The organism is Nonomuraea sp. NPDC049400 (genome assembly GCF_044466425.1).
Lineage (GTDB): Bacteria > Actinomycetota > Actinomycetes > Streptosporangiales > Streptosporangiaceae > Nonomuraea.
Genome location: NZ_JBITMP010000003.1, coordinates 76,834 through 93,901, shown reverse-complemented (window position 1 = coordinate 93,901; position 17,068 = coordinate 76,834). Strand labels below are relative to the sequence as shown.

Annotated in this window: 17 protein-coding genes; 3 read left to right on the top strand and 14 right to left on the bottom strand. The window is 70.1% G+C overall.

The genetic code is table 11. From position 1 onward, the window contains the following. Positions 1-23: 23 nt before the first annotated feature. The 9 genes from ACIBVN_RS04335 to valS form a co-directional block, all read right to left on the bottom strand. Positions 24-248: a hypothetical protein gene (locus ACIBVN_RS04335; protein ID WP_397132540.1), complete on the bottom strand. Its 225-nt coding sequence runs from the start codon at positions 246-248 to the stop codon at positions 24-26. A 127-nt stretch (positions 249-375) separates the two neighbouring features. Further along, positions 376-1,605, bottom strand: coding sequence for a 3-phosphoshikimate 1-carboxyvinyltransferase (gene aroA, locus ACIBVN_RS04330; protein WP_397133162.1), 1,230 nt, complete (start codon positions 1,603-1,605; stop codon positions 376-378). A 48-nt stretch (positions 1,606-1,653) separates the two neighbouring features. After that, positions 1,654-2,322 carry a DUF3159 domain-containing protein gene (locus ACIBVN_RS04325; RefSeq protein ID WP_397132538.1) on the bottom strand — a complete coding sequence of 223 codons (669 nt, stop codon included), beginning with the start codon at positions 2,320-2,322 and terminating at the stop codon, positions 1,654-1,656. 3 nt (positions 2,323-2,325) lie between these two features. Further along, positions 2,326-2,712, bottom strand: a complete 387-nt coding sequence (locus ACIBVN_RS04320; protein ID WP_345002411.1) for an OB-fold nucleic acid binding domain-containing protein — start codon at positions 2,710-2,712, stop codon at positions 2,326-2,328. A gap of 39 nt (positions 2,713-2,751) precedes the next feature. Next, entirely contained in the window at positions 2,752-3,390 is a 639-nt protein-coding gene (locus tag ACIBVN_RS04315; RefSeq protein WP_397132536.1) for a DUF3710 domain-containing protein, read from the bottom strand. Positions 3,391-3,436: 46 nt separating this feature from the next. Further along, complete coding sequence (gene dut, locus ACIBVN_RS04310) at positions 3,437-3,877, bottom strand: dUTP diphosphatase (RefSeq protein WP_397132534.1); 441 nt, start codon at positions 3,875-3,877, stop codon at positions 3,437-3,439. Then, a complete protein-coding gene (locus ACIBVN_RS04305; RefSeq protein WP_397132532.1) occupies positions 3,874-4,068 on the bottom strand; it encodes a hypothetical protein in 195 nt (64 codons plus the stop codon). Before ACIBVN_RS04305 ends, dut begins: the two co-directional genes overlap by 4 nt. A gap of 11 nt (positions 4,069-4,079) precedes the next feature. Next, positions 4,080-5,321, bottom strand: a complete 1,242-nt coding sequence (locus ACIBVN_RS04300; protein ID WP_397132530.1) for an AI-2E family transporter — start codon at positions 5,319-5,321, stop codon at positions 4,080-4,082. Between the two features lie 182 nt (positions 5,322-5,503). Further along, entirely contained in the window at positions 5,504-8,011 is a 2,508-nt protein-coding gene (gene valS / locus ACIBVN_RS04295) for a valine--tRNA ligase (RefSeq protein ID WP_397132528.1), read from the bottom strand. Positions 8,012-8,089: 78 nt separating this feature from the next. On the opposite strand from valS, the gene ACIBVN_RS04290 reads away from it, so the two are divergent. Further along, entirely contained in the window at positions 8,090-8,374 is a 285-nt protein-coding gene (locus ACIBVN_RS04290; protein WP_397132526.1) for a DUF4235 domain-containing protein, read from the top strand. On the opposite strand, the gene ACIBVN_RS04285 is transcribed toward ACIBVN_RS04290, so the two are convergent. The 4 genes from ACIBVN_RS04285 to paaN form a co-directional block, all read right to left on the bottom strand. Further along, positions 8,307-9,740 (bottom strand): trehalose-6-phosphate synthase, encoded by a 1,434-nt coding sequence (locus tag ACIBVN_RS04285; protein WP_397132524.1) that lies wholly within the window; start codon positions 9,738-9,740, stop codon positions 8,307-8,309. The two genes, ACIBVN_RS04290 and ACIBVN_RS04285, sit on opposite strands and share 68 nt — an antisense overlap. Beyond that, positions 9,737-11,263 (bottom strand): FAD-dependent monooxygenase, encoded by a 1,527-nt coding sequence (locus tag ACIBVN_RS04280; protein ID WP_397132522.1) that lies wholly within the window; start codon positions 11,261-11,263, stop codon positions 9,737-9,739. Before ACIBVN_RS04280 ends, ACIBVN_RS04285 begins: the two co-directional genes overlap by 4 nt. Continuing rightward, positions 11,260-12,207: an MBL fold metallo-hydrolase gene (locus ACIBVN_RS04275; protein ID WP_397132520.1), complete on the bottom strand. Its 948-nt coding sequence runs from the start codon at positions 12,205-12,207 to the stop codon at positions 11,260-11,262. Before ACIBVN_RS04275 ends, ACIBVN_RS04280 begins: the two co-directional genes overlap by 4 nt. A gap of 329 nt (positions 12,208-12,536) precedes the next feature. Then, entirely contained in the window at positions 12,537-14,183 is a 1,647-nt protein-coding gene (gene paaN, locus ACIBVN_RS04270) for a phenylacetic acid degradation protein PaaN (RefSeq protein ID WP_397132518.1), read from the bottom strand. A 142-nt stretch (positions 14,184-14,325) separates the two neighbouring features. On the opposite strand from paaN, the gene paaK reads away from it, so the two are divergent. After that, complete coding sequence (gene paaK / locus ACIBVN_RS04265) at positions 14,326-15,621, top strand: phenylacetate--CoA ligase PaaK (protein ID WP_397132516.1); 1,296 nt, start codon at positions 14,326-14,328, stop codon at positions 15,619-15,621. A gap of 3 nt (positions 15,622-15,624) precedes the next feature. After that, positions 15,625-16,221: a TetR/AcrR family transcriptional regulator gene (locus ACIBVN_RS04260; RefSeq protein WP_397132514.1), complete on the top strand. Its 597-nt coding sequence runs from the start codon at positions 15,625-15,627 to the stop codon at positions 16,219-16,221. Here the strand turns inward: ACIBVN_RS04260 and ACIBVN_RS04255 are convergent. Then, the gene (locus ACIBVN_RS04255) at positions 16,210-17,022 is read right to left on the bottom strand and encodes a hypothetical protein (RefSeq protein WP_397132512.1); all 813 of its coding nucleotides are present in this window, start codon (positions 17,020-17,022) and stop codon (positions 16,210-16,212) included. The two genes, ACIBVN_RS04260 and ACIBVN_RS04255, sit on opposite strands and share 12 nt — an antisense overlap. Between the last annotated feature and the right edge of the window lie 46 nt (positions 17,023-17,068).

Sequence of the window (17,068 nt, the reverse complement as noted above, 5' to 3'; positions counted from 1 at the left end):
CCGTGCGCGTTTTGTCCGACTACTCAGTCCATCGACAGAGAGTCGTGCGGGTCGTTCGTGTCAGCGCAGGGCGTGGCACCCCTCTCCGGCACGAAGAAAACCCCCTCCGACGTAAAGAACACATCGAAGCCCCGCGTCACCTCCGCGCTCCCTCCGCACAGAGCACGATCCGGCCCGACCCAGTCGTCGTCCGCGATCGCGGGCCCGGCTGACAGGATCAGAGCGGCGGCGGCCACAGTCACGGTCATGATCGCGCTTCCATACATGGCGGTCCCCAATAAGGCGTGAGTTGATCGTTCGCCCGCCTTCGTACCCACACAAGTGGATCACGTCTTTAAGGGATCGCCCCAGAGACCTTTACCGAAGATCGGAGCGCTACGAGGGCGACCAGCCCGCCCGCAGGTCGGCCAGGGCCTGGTGGAAGCCGGGGAACGTCTTCTTCACGCACCCGGGCTCGTCCAGCGTGATGCCCGGCGTACGCAGGCCGGTCACGCTGAAGGACATGGCGATCCGGTGGTCCCCATGGCAGGCGATCTCGGCGGCACGCGGCTCGGCCGGGTGGATCTCGATCCAGTCCCGTCCGGTGCTCACGGGGACACCCAGGCGGCGCAGGTTCTCGGCGCAGGCGTCCAGGCGGTCGCACTCCTTGATCCTGGTGTTGTAGACGTCCTCGATGCGCACCAGCCCGTCCGCGAACGGCGCGATGGCGGCGAGCGTGGGGACGGTGTCGGAGATGTCGCGCATGTTCACGGTAAGGCCGCGCAACCGGCCGTTGCCGGTCACGGTCACCCCGTCGGGCTTGAGGTCCACCGTCGCCCCCATCCGGCCGAGCACCTCGGCGAAGCGCACGTCGCCCTGGAGCGAGGCCGAGCCCAGGCCCGGGATGGTGACGCTGTGGCCGGTGAGCGCGGCGGCGGCCAGCGGGTAGCTTGCCGTGGAGGCGTCCGGCTCGATGGTGTAGTCGGCGGCCACGTACGGCTGGGGCGGCACGCGGAAGGTGTCACCCGCGCGCTCGACCTCGACGCCGAAGCGGCGCATCATCGCCAGGGTGATCTCCACGTACGGCGCCGAGACGAGGTCCGTCACGGTGATGTGCAGTCCTTCGGCCGTCAGCGGGCCGACGAGCAGCAGCGCGGTGAGGAACTGCGAGGAGAGCCCCGCGTCCAGCGTGATCCGCCCGCCCTTGATGCCCTGGGCGCGTACGGTCAGCGGGTGGTGCCCTTCCTGTCTCTCATGGGTCAGGTCGACGCCGAGTTCGCGCAGCGCCCGGGTGAGCGGGCCGAGGGGGCGGCGGCGCATCTGGGCGGAGGCGTCGAAGCGGAAGATCCCCTGCCCGGCCGCCACGAGCGCGGGCAGGAAGCGCGCTGTCGTGGCGCCGTCGCGGCAGAACACCTCGGCCTCGGCGACGGGCGGCCCCTCGGGACGGCCCTCGATCGTCCACGCCTCGGGATCGCGTCCCACCCGGTAGCCGAGGGTCTCCAGACCCTCGGCGAACCCTTCGGTGTCATCCGAGACCAGCGGCTGCCGCAGCACCGTGGTGCCGCGTGCGGCAGCGGCGAGGAACAGGGCGCGGGCGGTGATGGACTTCGATCCTGGAACCTGCATGATGCTCACCCGCAGCAGCCTAGAGCCACGGGCGAAGCATGACCGAGGTCAGGCCGGAGCCACCGGTTTGATCGGGGTGCGGCCGCGGCCCAGGACCCAGAGCATGGCGGCGAGGGCCGCCACCTGCAGCGGCCAGCCCATGGCGATCTTGGCAAGACCGAGGGCGGCGACCGCTTGGTCGCCGCCCCCGAACAGGTACACCGGTGCCTGCACGGCCACCCGGACCGCGCAGGGCAACATGAGCAGCCAGGTCAGCCGGATGCACAGCTTCACGATGCCCGGGTCCTTGTGCCAGGCGGTCGGGTCGCCCGTGACCGAGCCGATCAGGAAGCCCACCACCGGCCAGCGGGTGACGATCGACACCAGCATCGCCACCATGTAGCCGGCGTTCCACAGAATGCCGGGCAGGAAGTAGTCTTTCGCGTCACCGCTGCGGCTGGCGAAGAACGCGCCGATCGCGATCCCGATCAGGCTGTTGATCACGAACTGCGGCGTGGACCGCTGCACGATCCTGACCAGCAGCAGCAGGACCGACAGCGAGACGCTGACGATGAGCGACAGCTTCAGGTCCTCGGTGATGACCCAGCTGAGCGTGAACGCGATCGTCGGGATCGCCGCCTCGATGATGCCGCGCACACCGCCGAACGCCTTGGCGAGCTGGGCTCGCACCGCCGCTTCAACGGTGTCGTGGGCGACCTCTTCCGCCTCAGCACTCACGTGTCAACTCCCTGGGCGCAGCTCGTAACGCGGATTGAACATCACCTTGCGCCCGTCCTGGACGCTGACCAGACCTTCGGCCTTGACCGTGCGGCCGGGCTCGATGCCCGCGATCTTGCGGCGGCCGAGCCAGACGAGGTCGATCACGTCGGACCCGTCGTAGAGCTCGGCCTCAAGGGCCGGAGCGCCGCCTCTCGGTCGCAATGTCACTGTACGTAGCGTACCTGCTACGCAGAAGCGCCGGCGTCCGCCGCACGAGACGATGGGGGTCGCGCCCACCTCGTCGGCGTCTTCTCGCAGTTCCTGGGCCTCGATTTCGGACTGGGGTGAAGCCAGCCGACTGAAGAACCCGCGCAATCCCCCGCGTTTCGGAGGCTCTGCCGTACTCATGATGAATCAGCCTATGTGATATCGGCCCGATGTCAGCCCTCAGCGAATCTCGCTAATTTCAGGCCCTCGTCTGAACGGGTTGAGCCCGGGCCGCTCGTCCGGCTTCTCGCCCGCCTGTTCGTTGGGACGGCGCAGCGGAATCGGCTCCTCACGGGCCATGGGCTCGTCGCCGCGCACCACCACGATGTCCTTCAGGAACTCCAGGTACGCCGCCGCGACCGTCTCGTCGAGCGCCGCCTTGCCGGAGATCACCGCGAGCAGGAACCAGCGGGGCCCGTCGATGCCGAGGTAACGAGCGGGGCGGCTGGTGTCGTCGACCTTCATCTCGCCGGTCAGCTCGCTGCCGAACGGGCCTTCCCGCTCCTCCAGGTCTTTGGCCTGCGCGACGATCTTGGTCTTGACCTCGTCCCACAGGCCCGAGCTCCGTGGCGCGGCCAGGGCCTGAAGCTGCAGCGAGCTCTCCTCGTAGAGGACGACGACGCCGACGTGCTGGTCACCGACGGAGGCCAGGCGTACGTCGAAGTCGGGGTTGTGCGGCAGCCGCAGGCCACCGAGGTCGATCCTGTCGCTCTCCGGGTGGGGCTCGTCGGCGTCCCACGGGCCGGACTCTCGCATGGGGGCGGCAGGCTCCTGCTCGGCCGCCTGTTCCGGCTGCTCACGACGACGACGTCGGAACACGTTCCTCACTCTCCTTGCTCGCGGGGCCGTCAGCGCGGCCCATTGATCATCGTCCTGTCGATCCGAACCCGTTGGCGCCGCGCACCGAACCCGGCAGCCGCTCGACCTCGTAGAAGGCCGCGCGCTCGACCCGCTGGACCACGAGCTGCGCCACGCGGTCGCCCCGCTGGAGGCGGAACGGCTCCTTGGCGTCGGTGTTGATCAGTGTCACCTTGATCTCGCCGCGGTATCCGGCGTCGACGGTGCCGGGCGCGTTGACCAGCGTGACGCCGTGCCTGGCCGCCAGCCCCGAACGCGGGTGCACGAACGCGGCGTAGCCGTCGGGCAGGGCGATCGCCATCCCCGTGCCGACGACGGCCCGCTCACCGGGCAGCAGCTCGACGTCCTCGGCCGCGTAGAGGTCGGCGCCCGCGTCTCCCGGGTGGGCGTAGGACGGCATCGGCAGCTCGGCGTCGAGCCGCTGGATGAGGACCTCGACGTTGCTCAAGGGTTCACCTCGTAGTCCTGGTGTTCGGTGGCGATGGCGACCGGTCCGCCGGGAGCGCCGCTGCGCCCCTCAGCCTCAAGGTACGCCCTCCTGCCCGTGATGCCGTTGCACCAGTCGCGCAGGTGGAGTGTCGTGCTCACTGGAACGGGGGTGCCGGACGGCGGCCCGGTGGTGAGGGAGGAACGAGTCACGGGTGACGAGGTTACTCCGTGTCCACCCCTCGGCCATCCTCACGGCGCGGACCGGCATTCTCACCGCCCCGCTCCCCGGTTTCCCCCTGCGGCCCGGCCTCGCCCGCGTCACCCTGCGGCGGGGCCTCGCGGGGCCCGCCGCCCTCCTCGCCAGAGCCCTCGTCAGGAGGGACCTCGTGATGGGACGGCGGCGGCAGGGCGGGGGGCTTGTGCCTGAGCTCGGGCAGCGCCCGGTAGATCACCGCGGCCACCGGCACCGCCACCGCGGCCCCCGCGATGCCCGCCAGGATGCCTCCGATGGCCAGCACCAGGATGATCGCCAGCGGGTGGAAGTTCAGTGCCCGCCCCACGATCAGCGGCTGGAGCACGTGGTTTTCCAGCTGCTGCTCGACGATGAGGATGCCCAGGAAGATCAGCGCGTAGACGAGCCCCTTGGCGCCCAGCGTGACGAGGGTGGCGACCGTGCCGGCGAAGAAGATGCCGACGATGGGGATGAAGCTGGCGAAGAAGATCAGCACGGCCAGCGGCGCCCACAGCGGCACACCCATGCCCGCCAGCACGATGCCCATGATCAGCCCGTGCACGGCGGCGACGGCGACGGTGCCCTGCACGTAGTGGGAGAGCGTCGCCCAGGCGGCCCGCCCGGCACGGTCCACGCGCGGCGCGACCTCGCCGAACCCCCGCAGCACCCACGCCCAGATCCGGTCGCCGTCCTTGAGCAGGAAGAACGTCACGAACAGCAGCAGCACGATGGAGGCGAGCACCTCGAAGGCGACCGCCCCGGCCGACAGCACGGTGCCGGTGATGGCCGTGCGCTGCTGGTTGACCAGCTTGGCGATCTCGTCGACGTAACCGGTGATCTGCGCCTCTTTGAGGTGCAGCGGGCCGGTGATCAGCCAGTCCTGGACCGATCTGGCGGTCGCCTGCACCTGCTGGACCAGGTTGGGGAACTCGTCGCTGGCCCGCGCCCCCACCAGCCACCCCGTGCCCACGAGCACGGCCAGGGCCACCAGCATGGTGATCCAGGTGGCGTAGATGGGCCGCATGCCCGCCTGGCGGAGGCTGTTGGTCAGCGGGAACAGCAGCGCGGTCAGCAGCAGCGCGATCGCCACGGGCAGCGCCACGAACGTGAGCCGGGCGATGATCAGGGCGAAGAAGTAGACGACCACGCCGACGAGGATCAGGCACACGCACCACGCGGCCATCTTGGCCAGCGCGGGCGGCACGAGCTTGGTTGGGCGGTCGGGCAACACGTGTTCAAGACTGGCACGTCCGCGCCCAGGATGCGCGCCGATAAAGCCAGGAGCAGACCTTCCCTACACGAGGGTGTGACCACTGACGGGCAGTTCGCGCATCGTGCGCAGGGGCGAGGTGACCAGCCACAGGAACGCCGGGCGCTGCCTATACAAGCGCCCGGCGTCCTGCCATCCGGACGTCAGCCCAGGTGGACCTCGACTTTCAGCTCGTCACCATACTCCAGGACGAACTCCTCCACATTGCCTGCGGCACAAACGTCGTCCTGAGCCTGGCGGACAAGCCTGACTTCCGGCCCGATAACGGTCAGCCTGGAGATCTCGGCCCGCATGGACAGCTTGGCTTCGGACTTGGCCTTGCGCACCTGGCCGAGCACCTCGGAGGCCACGGCCAGCACGGCCGGGTCCCCGGCCCCAGGCGGAAGCACGGGCCACGGGGCCCGGTGCACCGACCCCTCGCGCCACCACGACCACACCTCTTCTGTGACGAAGGGCAGGAACGGCGCGAACAGCCGCAGCAGCACGTCGAGGGCCTGCCGCAGCGCCGCGTGGGCTGAGGCGGCGGCCGGGCCGGACTCGTAGGCCCGGGCCTTGACCAGCTCCAGGTAGTCGTCGCAGAACGCCCAGAAGAAGCGCTCCACGGCCTCCAGTGCCCTGGTGTGGTCGTAGCCCTCGAACGCCTCCGTGGCCTCGCGCACGACGTCGGACAGGGCCGCGAGCATGGACAGGTCGAGCGGCTCGACGATCTCGCCCTCGCTCTCGGCCAGCCCGAGCACGAACTTGGACGCGTTCAGGATCTTGATGGCCAGGCGCCGCCCGATCTTGAGCTGCCCGGCGTCGAACGCGGTGTCCACGCCGTAGCGGCCGTTGGCCGCCCAGTAGCGCACCGAGTCGGAGCCGTGCTGTTCCAGCAGGTCGAGCGGGGTGACGACGTTGCCCTTGGACTTGGACATCTTCTTGCGGTCAGGGTCGAGGATCCACCCGGAGATCGCGACGTCGCTCCACGGCAACTGGCCGAACTCGTAATGCGACCTGACCACGGTCGAGAACAGCCAGGTGCGGATGATCTCGTGGGCCTGCGGCCGCAGGTCGGCGGGGTAGACCCGCTTGAACAGGTCGTCGTCGCTCTCCCAGCGGCCCGCGATCTGCGGCGTCAGCGACGAGGTGGCCCAGGTGTCCATCACGTCGGGGTCGGCCATGAACCCGCCGGGCACGCCGCGCTGGTCCTCGGTGTAGCCGGGCGGCACGTCGGAGGACGGGTCGATCGGCAGCATGTCCTCCGACGGCACGATCGGCGCGTCGTGGACGGGCTGCCCCGACTCGTCGATCGGATACCACACCGGGAACGGCACGCCGAAGAACCGCTGGCGGGAGATCAGCCAGTCGCTGGTGAGCCCCTCGACCCAGTTGTCGTAGCGCACCCGCATGTGCGGCGGGTGCCACCTCAGCTCGCGCCCGCGCTCCAGCAGCCGCGCGCGCAGCTCCTCGTCGCGACCGCCGTTGCGGACGTACCACTGGCGGGTGGTGACGATCTCGAGCGGCCTGTCGCCCTTCTCGTAGAACTTCACCGTGCGGGAGACGGGCCTCGGGTCGCCCTCGAGGTCGCCGGACTCGCGCAGCAGCTCCACGATCCGCTCGCGCGCGCTGTGGACCGTCTTCCCGGCCAGCTCCTTGTACGGCTCCGCCTCCACGCCCTCGGGCGGCTCGGGCAGCAGCCGGCCGTCCCAGCCGATGACCGGCCGGGTCGGCAGGTGCAGCTCACGCCACCAGGTGACGTCGGTGATGTCGCCGAACGTACAGATCATGGCGATGCCGGTGCCCTTGTCGGGCTCGGCCAGCCGGTGGGCCAGCACCGGCACCTCGACCCCGAACAGCGGCGTCAGCACAGACGTGCCGAACAGCGGCTGGTAGCGCTCGTCGTCGGGGTGCGCGACCAGCGCCACGCACGCCGGGATGAGCTCGGGCCTGGTGGTCTCGATCCAGACCGGGCCCGTCTCGCCGTAGAAGGAGATCTTGTGGAACGCGCCGGGCCACTCGCGGTCCTCCAGCTCGGCCTGGGCGACGGCGGTGCGGTAGGTCACGTCCCACAGCGTCGGCGCCTCGGCGAGGTAGGCCTCACCGCGCAGCAGGTTACGCAGGAACGCCCGCTGCGAGACCGCCCGCGCCGCGTCGCTGATCGTGGTGTAGAGCAGCGACCAGTCGACCGACAGGCCGACCCGCCGCCAGACCTCCTCGAACGCCTGCTCGTCGAGGGCGGTCAGCTTGTGGCACAGCTCCACGAAATTGCGCCGCGAGATGGAGATCTCGCGTTTGCCGGGCTTGTCCGGTGGAACGAAGTCGGGGTCGTAGGGCAGCGAAGGGTCGCAGCGCACGCCGTAGACGTTCTGCACGCGGCGCTCGGTGGGCAGCCCGTTGTCGTCCCAGCCGATCGGGTAGAACACCGACTTGCCGATCATCCGCTGGTAGCGGGCCACGATGTCGGTGTGGGTGTAGGAGAAGATGTGACCGATGTGCAGGGAGCCGGAGACGGTCGGCGGCGGCGTGTCGATGGAGTAGACCTGCTCGCGCGACTTGGACCGGTCGAAGCGGTAGGTGCCCTGCTCCTCCCAGCGGGCTACCCATACCTGCTCCAAGCCGTCGAGAGTCGGCTTTTCCGGCATAGAGGCATGGCGTAGTCGCTGTTGAGTCATGCCTCCTTATGGTACGGCTTCGCAGGCGCGACAAGCGGTACAGACTAGTGTTCGTTACAAAGGGGAAGGGAGATCGGCATGGCGGAGGACAAGCCCGATATCGCCTGGCGTGTGATCGGCGGTCTGACGGGGCTGGTGACCGCCTGGGCAGCGAGGAAGCTCCTCGGGTTCGTCTGGGTGAAGGCGACCGGCAAGGAGCCGCCCATCGACACGGACGCACCCGAGGTCAGCATGGGAGAGGCCATCGGCTACGCCGTGCTCATGGGCGTCGGCATGTCCGTGGCGCAGATCGTGGTCAACCGGACCGCCAAGAAGCGCTACGACGCGTGGAAGTCTCTGAAGCAGGTGACTCCAGGGCAGTGAGAAACTCGCTGGCCCAGCGGTCCACGTCGTAGGTGGCTACCCGGCGGCGCATCGTGCGCATCCGCCGGGCCAGCTCGTGCGGCGTGGCCCGCATCGCGGCCAGCATCTGCCGCTTGACGTCCTCCACGTCGTACGGGTTGACCAGGTAGGCCTGGCGCAGCTCGTCGGCGGCCCCGGCGAACTCACTGAGCACCAGCGCGCCGTGCAGGTCGTGGTGGCAGGAGACGTACTCCTTGGCCACCAGGTTCATCCCGTCGCGCAGCGGGGTCACGATCATGACGTCGGCGGCGAGGTAGAGGGCGGCCAGCTCGGCGTGGTCGTACGACTGGTGGAAATACTGCACCGGCTGGTAGCCGAGCTGCGCGTGCTCGCCGTTGATTCGCCCGACCTGCAGCTCGATGTCGTCGCGCAGCCGCTTGTACTCCTCCACCCGCTCCCTGCTGGGCGTGGCGATCTGCACGAACACGGCCTCGTTGGCCTTCAGCTGCCCGTCCTTCAGCAGCTCGCCGAACGCCTCCAGCCGCTGCCCGATCCCCTTGGTGTAGTCGAGCCTGTCGACGCCGAGCAGCACGTGCTCGGGGTCGCCCAGCTCCACCCTGATCTCCTTGGCCCGCGCCATGATCTGCGGATCGCGCACCAGCGAGTCGAGCTGCCCGAAGTCCACGGAAATGGGAAAGGCCTGCGTGGTCACGACCCGGTCGTCGAGGAAGATCTCGTTCCCCTTGTACGGCAGCCCGAGCAGCCTCCGGCACAGCCGGCGGAAGTTGGAGGCCCCGCCGGGCAGCTGGAAGCCCACCAGGTCGGCCCCGAGCAGCCCCTCGACGAGGTCCTTGCGCCACGGCAGCCGCCAGAACAGCTCGGTCGGCGGGAACGGGATGTGCAGGAAGAACCCGATCCGCAGGTCGGGCCTGAGCCTGCGCAGCATGGCCGGGACGAGCTGGAGCTGGTAGTCCTGCACCCAGACCACCGCGCCCTTCTCGGCGGCCTCGGCGGCGGCGTTGGCGAAGCGCTCGTTGACGGCGCGGTAGGTGTCCCACATCGCCCGGTCGAACACCGGCGGCGCCACCACGTCGTGGTAGAGCGGCCACAGGGTGGCGTTGGAGAAGCCCTCGTAGTAGAGCTCCACCTCGCCGGCCGACAGCGGGATCGGGATGAGGTTCATGCCATCCTGCTCGAACGGCTCGAGCTTCTCGTCGGCGGCTCCGTGCCAGCCGAGCCAGGCTCCGTGGCGGCGCTGCATCACCGGTGCGATCGCGGTGACGAGCCCGCCTGGGCTCCTGCGCCACGAGGCCGTTCCGTCAGGTTCGATCGTCCGATCCACCGGCAACCGGTTCGCGACGATCAGAAACGAGCTACGGCCAGTCACGCAGTTTCCTCCTCCTCACCGAGAGCGCGGCGGACGGCGTCCGCCACCGGCTCCGGACCCGCATGGGGGATGATCGCAGCGATGTGGGAGTCGGGCCTGATGAGCCATGCCTCATCCGGCCCGGCGCCGAGCCTCTCAGCGAGCCCGTCGATCTCCGCGAACCCGCGCACGGCGTACGGCACCGTAATGACCTTGCCCAGGACCTGCGCAAACAAACGCGAATCGCACATTTCACCCAGGAGGAGCAGGAAACCGTCACGGCAGAGCTCCCGCAATCTCCCACCGGGGAGCCGCATGTCAGGCAGGATCACGCCGGGCGCGGGCGCGCACAGCGCCCCCTTCGGCGGCCTGCCCCCGAACGGCCGCGTCGGCTCCGGCGTCGTCAGCGGCGAGTCCACGTACCAGTACGGCTCCGCGAACCGCCCCGAGTCCACTTCCGCCGCACGGCCGCCCTCCAGCGCGGCCCGCCTGCGCATGCGCTCCTCCACGGTCCTGGGCGCGAGGAAGCGCATGGTCGCGGCGGTGATCTCGAGGTTCTCCAGCGCGGCCGCGTGCCGCTCGACGTGGTACGACTCCAGCAGCCCGGGACCGGCCCAGCCGTTGAGCGCGAAGGCCAGCTTCCAGGCCGCGTTCTCGGCGTCGGGCACGCCGGAGTTGAGCCCCCGGGCGCCGAACGGGGCCACCAGATGGGCGCAGTCGCCGGCCAGCAGGACCCGGCCGACGCGCATGCGGGAGGCGATGCGGGAGTGGAAGCGGTACGTGCTGTGCCAGAGCAGCTCGTACGGCCGGTCGCCGATGATCTGCCTGACTTTTCGCGAAATATCGACCTTTGTTGGGATGAAGTCGGGCGCGATCTGCCAGTCGATCCTGAACGTGCCTCCCGGGCAGGGGTGGATCAGCACCTGGCGGCCCGGGTTCCAGACGGGGTCGAAGTAGAAGCGGCGCTCGTTCTCCCAGCCGGGCAGGTCGGCCTTGATGTCGCAGATCAGGAACTGGTCGTCGAACGTCTCCCCGTCGAACGTGACGCCGAGCGCCTGGCGTACCCGCTGGGCCCTGGCACCCGCGCAGACCAGCACGTAGGGCGCGCGCAGCAGCCGCTGCCCGCACTGGACCGTCACGCCGGAGTCGTCCTGGGTGAGCCCGGTGACCTCGTGGTTCCAGCGCACCTCGATGAGCGGCTGCGCCGCGATGGCGTCGTCCAGGATCTGCTCGGTGCGGGTCTGGGAGATGTTCACGCAAGGTGGCAGCGGCCCCTCACGCTCGAACTCCCAGGAGAACAGCTCGCGGTCGCGGTAGTAGGTGCGGGCGGTGGTCCAGGCCAGGCCCTCGTCCGCGATCTTGCCCGCCCCGGCGGCGGCCCAGATGTCGAGCACGTCGCGCTGCTGGCAGATGGACTTCGACCCGGTGGAGTCGCGCTTGGCGCGCGCGTCGAGCACGAGCACGTGGATGCCCCAGCGGGCCAGCAGCAGCGCGGCGCTCTGCCCGACCGGGCCCGCCCCGACGACGATGACCTGGGCGTTCATGACTGCAGCTGGTCCCAGACCTCGCGGTCGCGCTCGGCGGTCCAGATGCGCGGCCGCTCGACGCCGTGCAGCTCGTCCCAGAGCCTGGAGACGTTGAACGGCAGGCAGTGCTCGAAGATCGGCCAGGACCCGTACCGGGGCTCCAGGGCCGCGTGTGTGCGCTCGAACGCCTCCTTCAGCGTGCCCGCCGCGCCCGCCTCGCGCAGCATCACCGTGAGGAAGTCACGTGTCTGCGCGATGGCCGCGTCCACGCCCTCCTTGCCGCGCGCCACCGCTCCCCTGCCGCCGACCAGCGTCTCCGCCCCGAACGACGCCACCTTGTCGAGGGTCCCCGCAGACCACTCGCGGTGGAAGGCGTCGCCGGTGTAGAGGGCGGCCTGGGACTCGACGAGGTCGCCGGCGAACATGACGCGCTGCTTCGGCAGCCAGGCCACCAGGTCGCCCTCGGTGTGCCCCCGGCCGCAGTAGGCCAGCACCAGGTCGCCCCTGTCGCCGCCCAGGTCGATGGTGAACGTTTCGCTGAACGTCGCCGTCGGCCACGTCAGCCCCGGGATCGACTCGGGCTCCTTGAACAGGCGGGGCATCCTGGCGTACTCGCTGGCCCAGTCCTGCTCGCCGCGCTCGGCGATCAGCTCGCGCGTCTTGTCGTGCGTCACGATCACGTCCGCGCCGAACGCCGACGCGCCCAGCACCCGGACCGCGTGGTAGTGCGACAGCACCAGGTATTTGATCGGCTTGTCGGTGTGCTCGCGCAGCCTGGCCAGCCACTGGCGGGCGGCCACGGGCGTCGCCAGCGCCTCGAAGCAGACGAGGAAGTCCTCGGCCTCGATGGCGCCCACGTTCGGGTCGCCTTCCGCCGTCAGCGCATACATGCCCTCGGCCAGCACTTCCAGGGTCTGCTCCTTGTCAGCCAGATCGGCCGACGAAGCGAACGGCTTGGCCATCACCCCTCCTCCAGGAAAGCGGTCGCCACTCGTAGCACACCTTCCCGCCCTCACGGCCCGGCCTCCGGCCTCCTAACGGCGTCACGCGCTCATCACCGGCACCGGTCCCGGGCGACACACTGCCCCACGCGCCCCGGCGCACTCCACACGGCGCCGGGGACGAGGGCACCGCACCGGCCCGTCGGGCCTTCGCCGGCACCTCACCCGACGCCGCGCGCGGACGGCGATGGGCTCCGCAGGCGGCCCCGGCGCCCTGTGCGAGACCCGAGCCGCGTCGCGCCGCGGGCCGGCGTCGGCTTGGCGGCGAGCACGGGCGCACGCGGATGGGGTCATGCCGGGCGGCGGGACTGAACGATGTGGAAGCGGCCCGCCACGTAGCCGGGGTCGGTGAGGGAGGCGGTGGCGGCCGGGTTGGCGCCGGTGCCGTGGTAGTCGCTGAAGGCGGCCGACTGGTTGACGAAGACCCCGCCCGTGAGGTTGCACGACAGGTTGACGCCCGCGTCGACGGCGGCGTGTTCGGCCTGGTCGAGCACGTCGGAGGAGGTCGAGTATGCGGCGGCGGTGAGCGCCCCGCGGGCCTTGATCGTGCGGCGCAGCACATCCAGGCTCTCCTGGGTCGATCCCGTCGGGATGACGAACGAGATCGGCCCGAAGTGCTCGCGCCCGTAGACATCGGCCTGGTCCGGCGCGACCTTCACGATCACCGGGGTCCGCACCACCGCGTCCGGGAACGACGGGGGCTTCAGTGCGCGCGACTCCAGCACCACGTCTCCCAGGGATGGCGCGGCCTCGACCCGCGCCAGCACGTCGGGGTTGACGATGGCCCCCGTCAGCTCCACCGCCCGGGCCTCGTCCCCGAGCAGCTTGCCGACGGCGCCCGCCAGCCCGGCGCAGACGTCGTCGAAGCTCTTGTGCCCCTCGTCGGTCTCGATCCCGCCCGCCGGCACCAGGATGTTCTGGGGCGCCGTGCACATCTGGCCGCTGTAGAGCGACAGCGAGAACGCCAGGTTCCCCAGCATGCCGCGCCACGAGTCGGTGGAGTCGACGACGATCGTGTTGACCCCCGCCTTCTCGGTGTGCACGAGCGCCTGGCGGGCGTTCTCCTCCAGCCAGTCGCCGAACTCCGTCGAGCCGGTGAAGTCGACGATGCGAATGTCGGGATGGGTGGCGAGGGTCTTGGCCAGCCCCCGGCCCTCCTCCGCCGCCAGCGAGACCAGCCCCGGGTCGAAGCCCGCCTCGGCCAGCACCTCGCGGGCGATCTGGACGGTGATCGCGAGCGGCAGCACCGCGCGCGGATGCGGCTTGACGATCACCGGGTTGCCGGTGACGAGCGAGGCGAACAGCCCCGGGTACGCGTTCCAGGTCGGGAACGTGTTGCAGCCGATCAGCAGCGCGACGCCCCTCGGCACGACCGTGAAGCGCTTGTCCATGACCAGCGGTTCGCCCTTGGCGGGCTTCTCCCAGCGGGCCGCCGCGGCGGAGGACGTCATGGCGGCGTAGCCGTACGCGACGGCCTCGAGCGCGCGGTCCTGCGCGTGCGGCCCGCCCGCCTGGAAGGCCATCACGAACGCCTGCCCGGTCGTGTGCTGCACCGCGTTGGCCAGCTCGAAGCTGCGCTGGTTGATCCGGTGGACGATCTCGACGCAGGCCAGCGCGCGGGCCTGCGGCCCCGCGTCCCGCCAGGCAGGCAGCGCCGCCTTGGCCGCCTCGATCAGGTCGTCCACGAGCGGCTCGGGGTAGGTGACGCCGAGGTCGATCCCGTACGGCGAGCGCTCGGCCCCGATCCAGGACCCGGTGCCCGGCTGGTCGAGGGGGAACGGCTTGCCGAGGTAGGACTCGAACGCCTCCTTGCCCCGCTCGGCCGCCCCCTCGCCGTAGACGCGGGGACTCGGCGACTCCGGGTAGGCGCTCCAGTATCCCCGCTCGGCGATGGCGGACAGCGCCTTCTCCAGAGTCTCGCGGTGCTGCTCGAACATGGTGTTCACCCTCTTGACAGGATGGTCCGGACGGTGATGTGTTTACCGAACATTCGGTCAGTTGACAAGGGAGACTTGCGTTGGTGAGCGCGCGTCGCGGAGTTCCGTGGCCGCGGCAGAGAGCTCAGATAGGTGGAAATCCATGAGGCTCGGCGATCCCCCCGCGCCGGACCAGCTCGACCCCATCGAGCGGGCCTCCCGCGACGAGCTCATGGCTCTTCAGCTCGCCCGGCTCCAGCGGACACTTAGCCACGCTTACCAAAATGTCCCGATTTATCGGCAAAAATTCGATAATACGGGTGTTCATCCGAGCGACTGCAAAGAGCTCGGCGATCTGGCGAAATTCCCTTTCACCACGAAGCAGGATCTCCGCGACTGCTACCCGTTCGGCATGTTCGCCGTCCCACGCGAGCAGGTGGCCAGGATCCACGCCTCCAGCGGCACCACGGGCAAGCCGACCGTCGTGGGCTACACCAGACACGACCTGGACGTCTGGGCGGAGGTCGTGGCGCGCTCGATCCGCGCCTCCGGCGGCCGTCCCGGCGACATCGTGCACGTGGCCTACGGGTACGGCCTGTTCACCGGCGGTCTGGGCGCCCATTACGGGGCCGAGCGGCTGGGCTGCACGGTGGTGCCGGTCTCGGGCGGCATGACGCCCCGTCAGGTCCAGCTCATCACGGACCTGCGGCCCGACATCGTCATGGTGACGCCGTCGTACATGCTGGCCCTGCTGGACGAGTTCGAGCGGCAGGGCCTGGACCCCCGCGCGTCGTCACCGCGGATCGGGATCTTCGGCGCCGAGCCGTGGACCGAGCGGATGCGCGCGGAGCTCGAGGACCGCTTCGACCTGCACGCCGTGGACATCTACGGGCTGTCGGAGGTGATCGGCCCCGGCGTGGCGAACGAGTGCGTCGAGAGCAAGGACGGCCTGCACGTCTGGGAGGACCACTTCTACCCGGAAACGGTCGATCCCTTCACCGGCGAGCCGTCGGAGGCGGGCGAACTGGTCTTCACCAGCCTCACCAAGGAGGCCATGCCGGTCATCCGCTACCGCACGGGCGACCTGACCAGGCTGCTGCCCGGCACCGCCCGGCCCGCGTTCCGGCGCATGGAGAAGGTGACGGGCCGTACCGACGACATGATCATCCTGCGCGGCGTGAACGTGTTCCCCACCCAGATCGAGGAGCTCGTGCTGCGTACCGAGGGCCTGTCGCCGCACTTCCAGCTCCACCTGACCCGTCCTCGGCGGCTCGACGTGATGACGGTGCGGGTCGAGGCACGGCCGGGCTTCGCGCGGCGCGCCGAGGCCGGCGAGAGGCTGCGCGAGGCCGTCAAGGACACCGTCGGCGTGAGCGTGGAGGTCGAGGTCGTGGACCCGGAGACGCTGGAGCGCTCGGTCGGCAAGCTCAAACGAGTCATCGACAAGCGGGATAATTAGCACATGGCCCCTCCGACCCCCACCCGTCACCGCAAACGCGGACACGACCCGGAGTCCGTGCTGGCCATCGCCGTCGGCGTCTTCAACGAGCGCGGCTACGACGGGACGAGCATGGAGGATCTCGCGAGGGCGCTCGGCGTGACCAAGTCGGCCATCTACTACCACGTGCCGGGCAAGGAGCAACTGCTGGCGCGGGCGCTCGACCGGGCGCTCGACGGGCTGTTCGCGGTGGTGGGCGACGAGCGCGCCGCCTCGGGCCCGGCGATCGACCGCCTGGAGTGGGCGGTACGGCAGAGCGTGCGCATCCTCGTGGACCGGCTCCCGTACGTGACGCTGCTGCTGCGGGTGCGCGGCAACAGCAGCACCGAGCAGGCGGCGCTGGAGCGGCGGCGGGAGTTCGACGGGTTCATCAGCCACCTGGTCAAGGAGGCGGCGGCGGAGGGGAGCATCCGGCCGGACATGGAGCCGGCCCTGGTGACCCGGCTGCTGTTCGGCACGGTGAACTCGATCACCGAGTGGTATCAGCCGGCGCGCGGGGCCTCGGCGGACGACCTGGCCGACGCGCTGCTCAAGATGACCTTCAGCGGCCTACGCGTCTAACTCGGGGCGCGGCGGACCGGAGGCGGGGGGCACGGCAGGCCGCTTGACGCGCAGGTCGTTGCGTACGGCGTCGCCGAGCTTCTTGGTGGCCATCCGGTTGAGCGCGCCGCCCGCGATCGCCCCCGTGAGGAAGGGGCCGAGCGTGGTCAGGTGGCGCCCGAGCGTCCGGAGGAGGCGGTTGCGCAGGGCGGTCTTGGTGGCCGCGCCGAGCGCCAGCGAGACGGACGTGGGCGTGAGGGGGTCGATGCCACGTTGTTTCGCCCAGGCGGCTGTGAAGGCGACCGCGCGCTGGGCGCCGGAGCCCTCGACGCGGACGCCGTAGACCTCGTGCAGCTCGGCCAGGAGCTTGACCTCGATGGCGGCGACGACGATGGTCTCGGCGACGAGCTGCGCGGGGGCGGAGAGCAGAAGGGGTGGCGCGGCGAACTCCGCCGCCGCGAGCGCTCCGCCGATGGCCCCGACCGTCATCGTGGCCTTCTGGGCGGTGCGTACAAGGTCATCGGCGAGTTGCTCGCCGGTCAGTCCGTGGTGGTGCTCGGAAAGGGTGTGCAGGTCCCTGATCGGGATGCGGGGCGCGATGCTGAGGAAGACGTCGGCCAGCCAGCGTCCCCGGCCCGCGCCGTTGGCGCGTGCTTTCTTCGCTCCGTTGGACAGGGCCTGAGCTAGTCGGCCGAGCAGCCTGCGCCGCTCGGCCGGCTCCAGCTCGCCGGGCGCGGTGAGCTTGCCTACGAGTTCGCCGACCTCGTGTTCGGGGCCGGCGACCTCGTTGCCTGGTTGCTTGTCCTTCTCAGGTTGAGCCACGCGATGCCTCCCTCCTCATGGTCGCGACTGCTCAGGGTCAGTATTC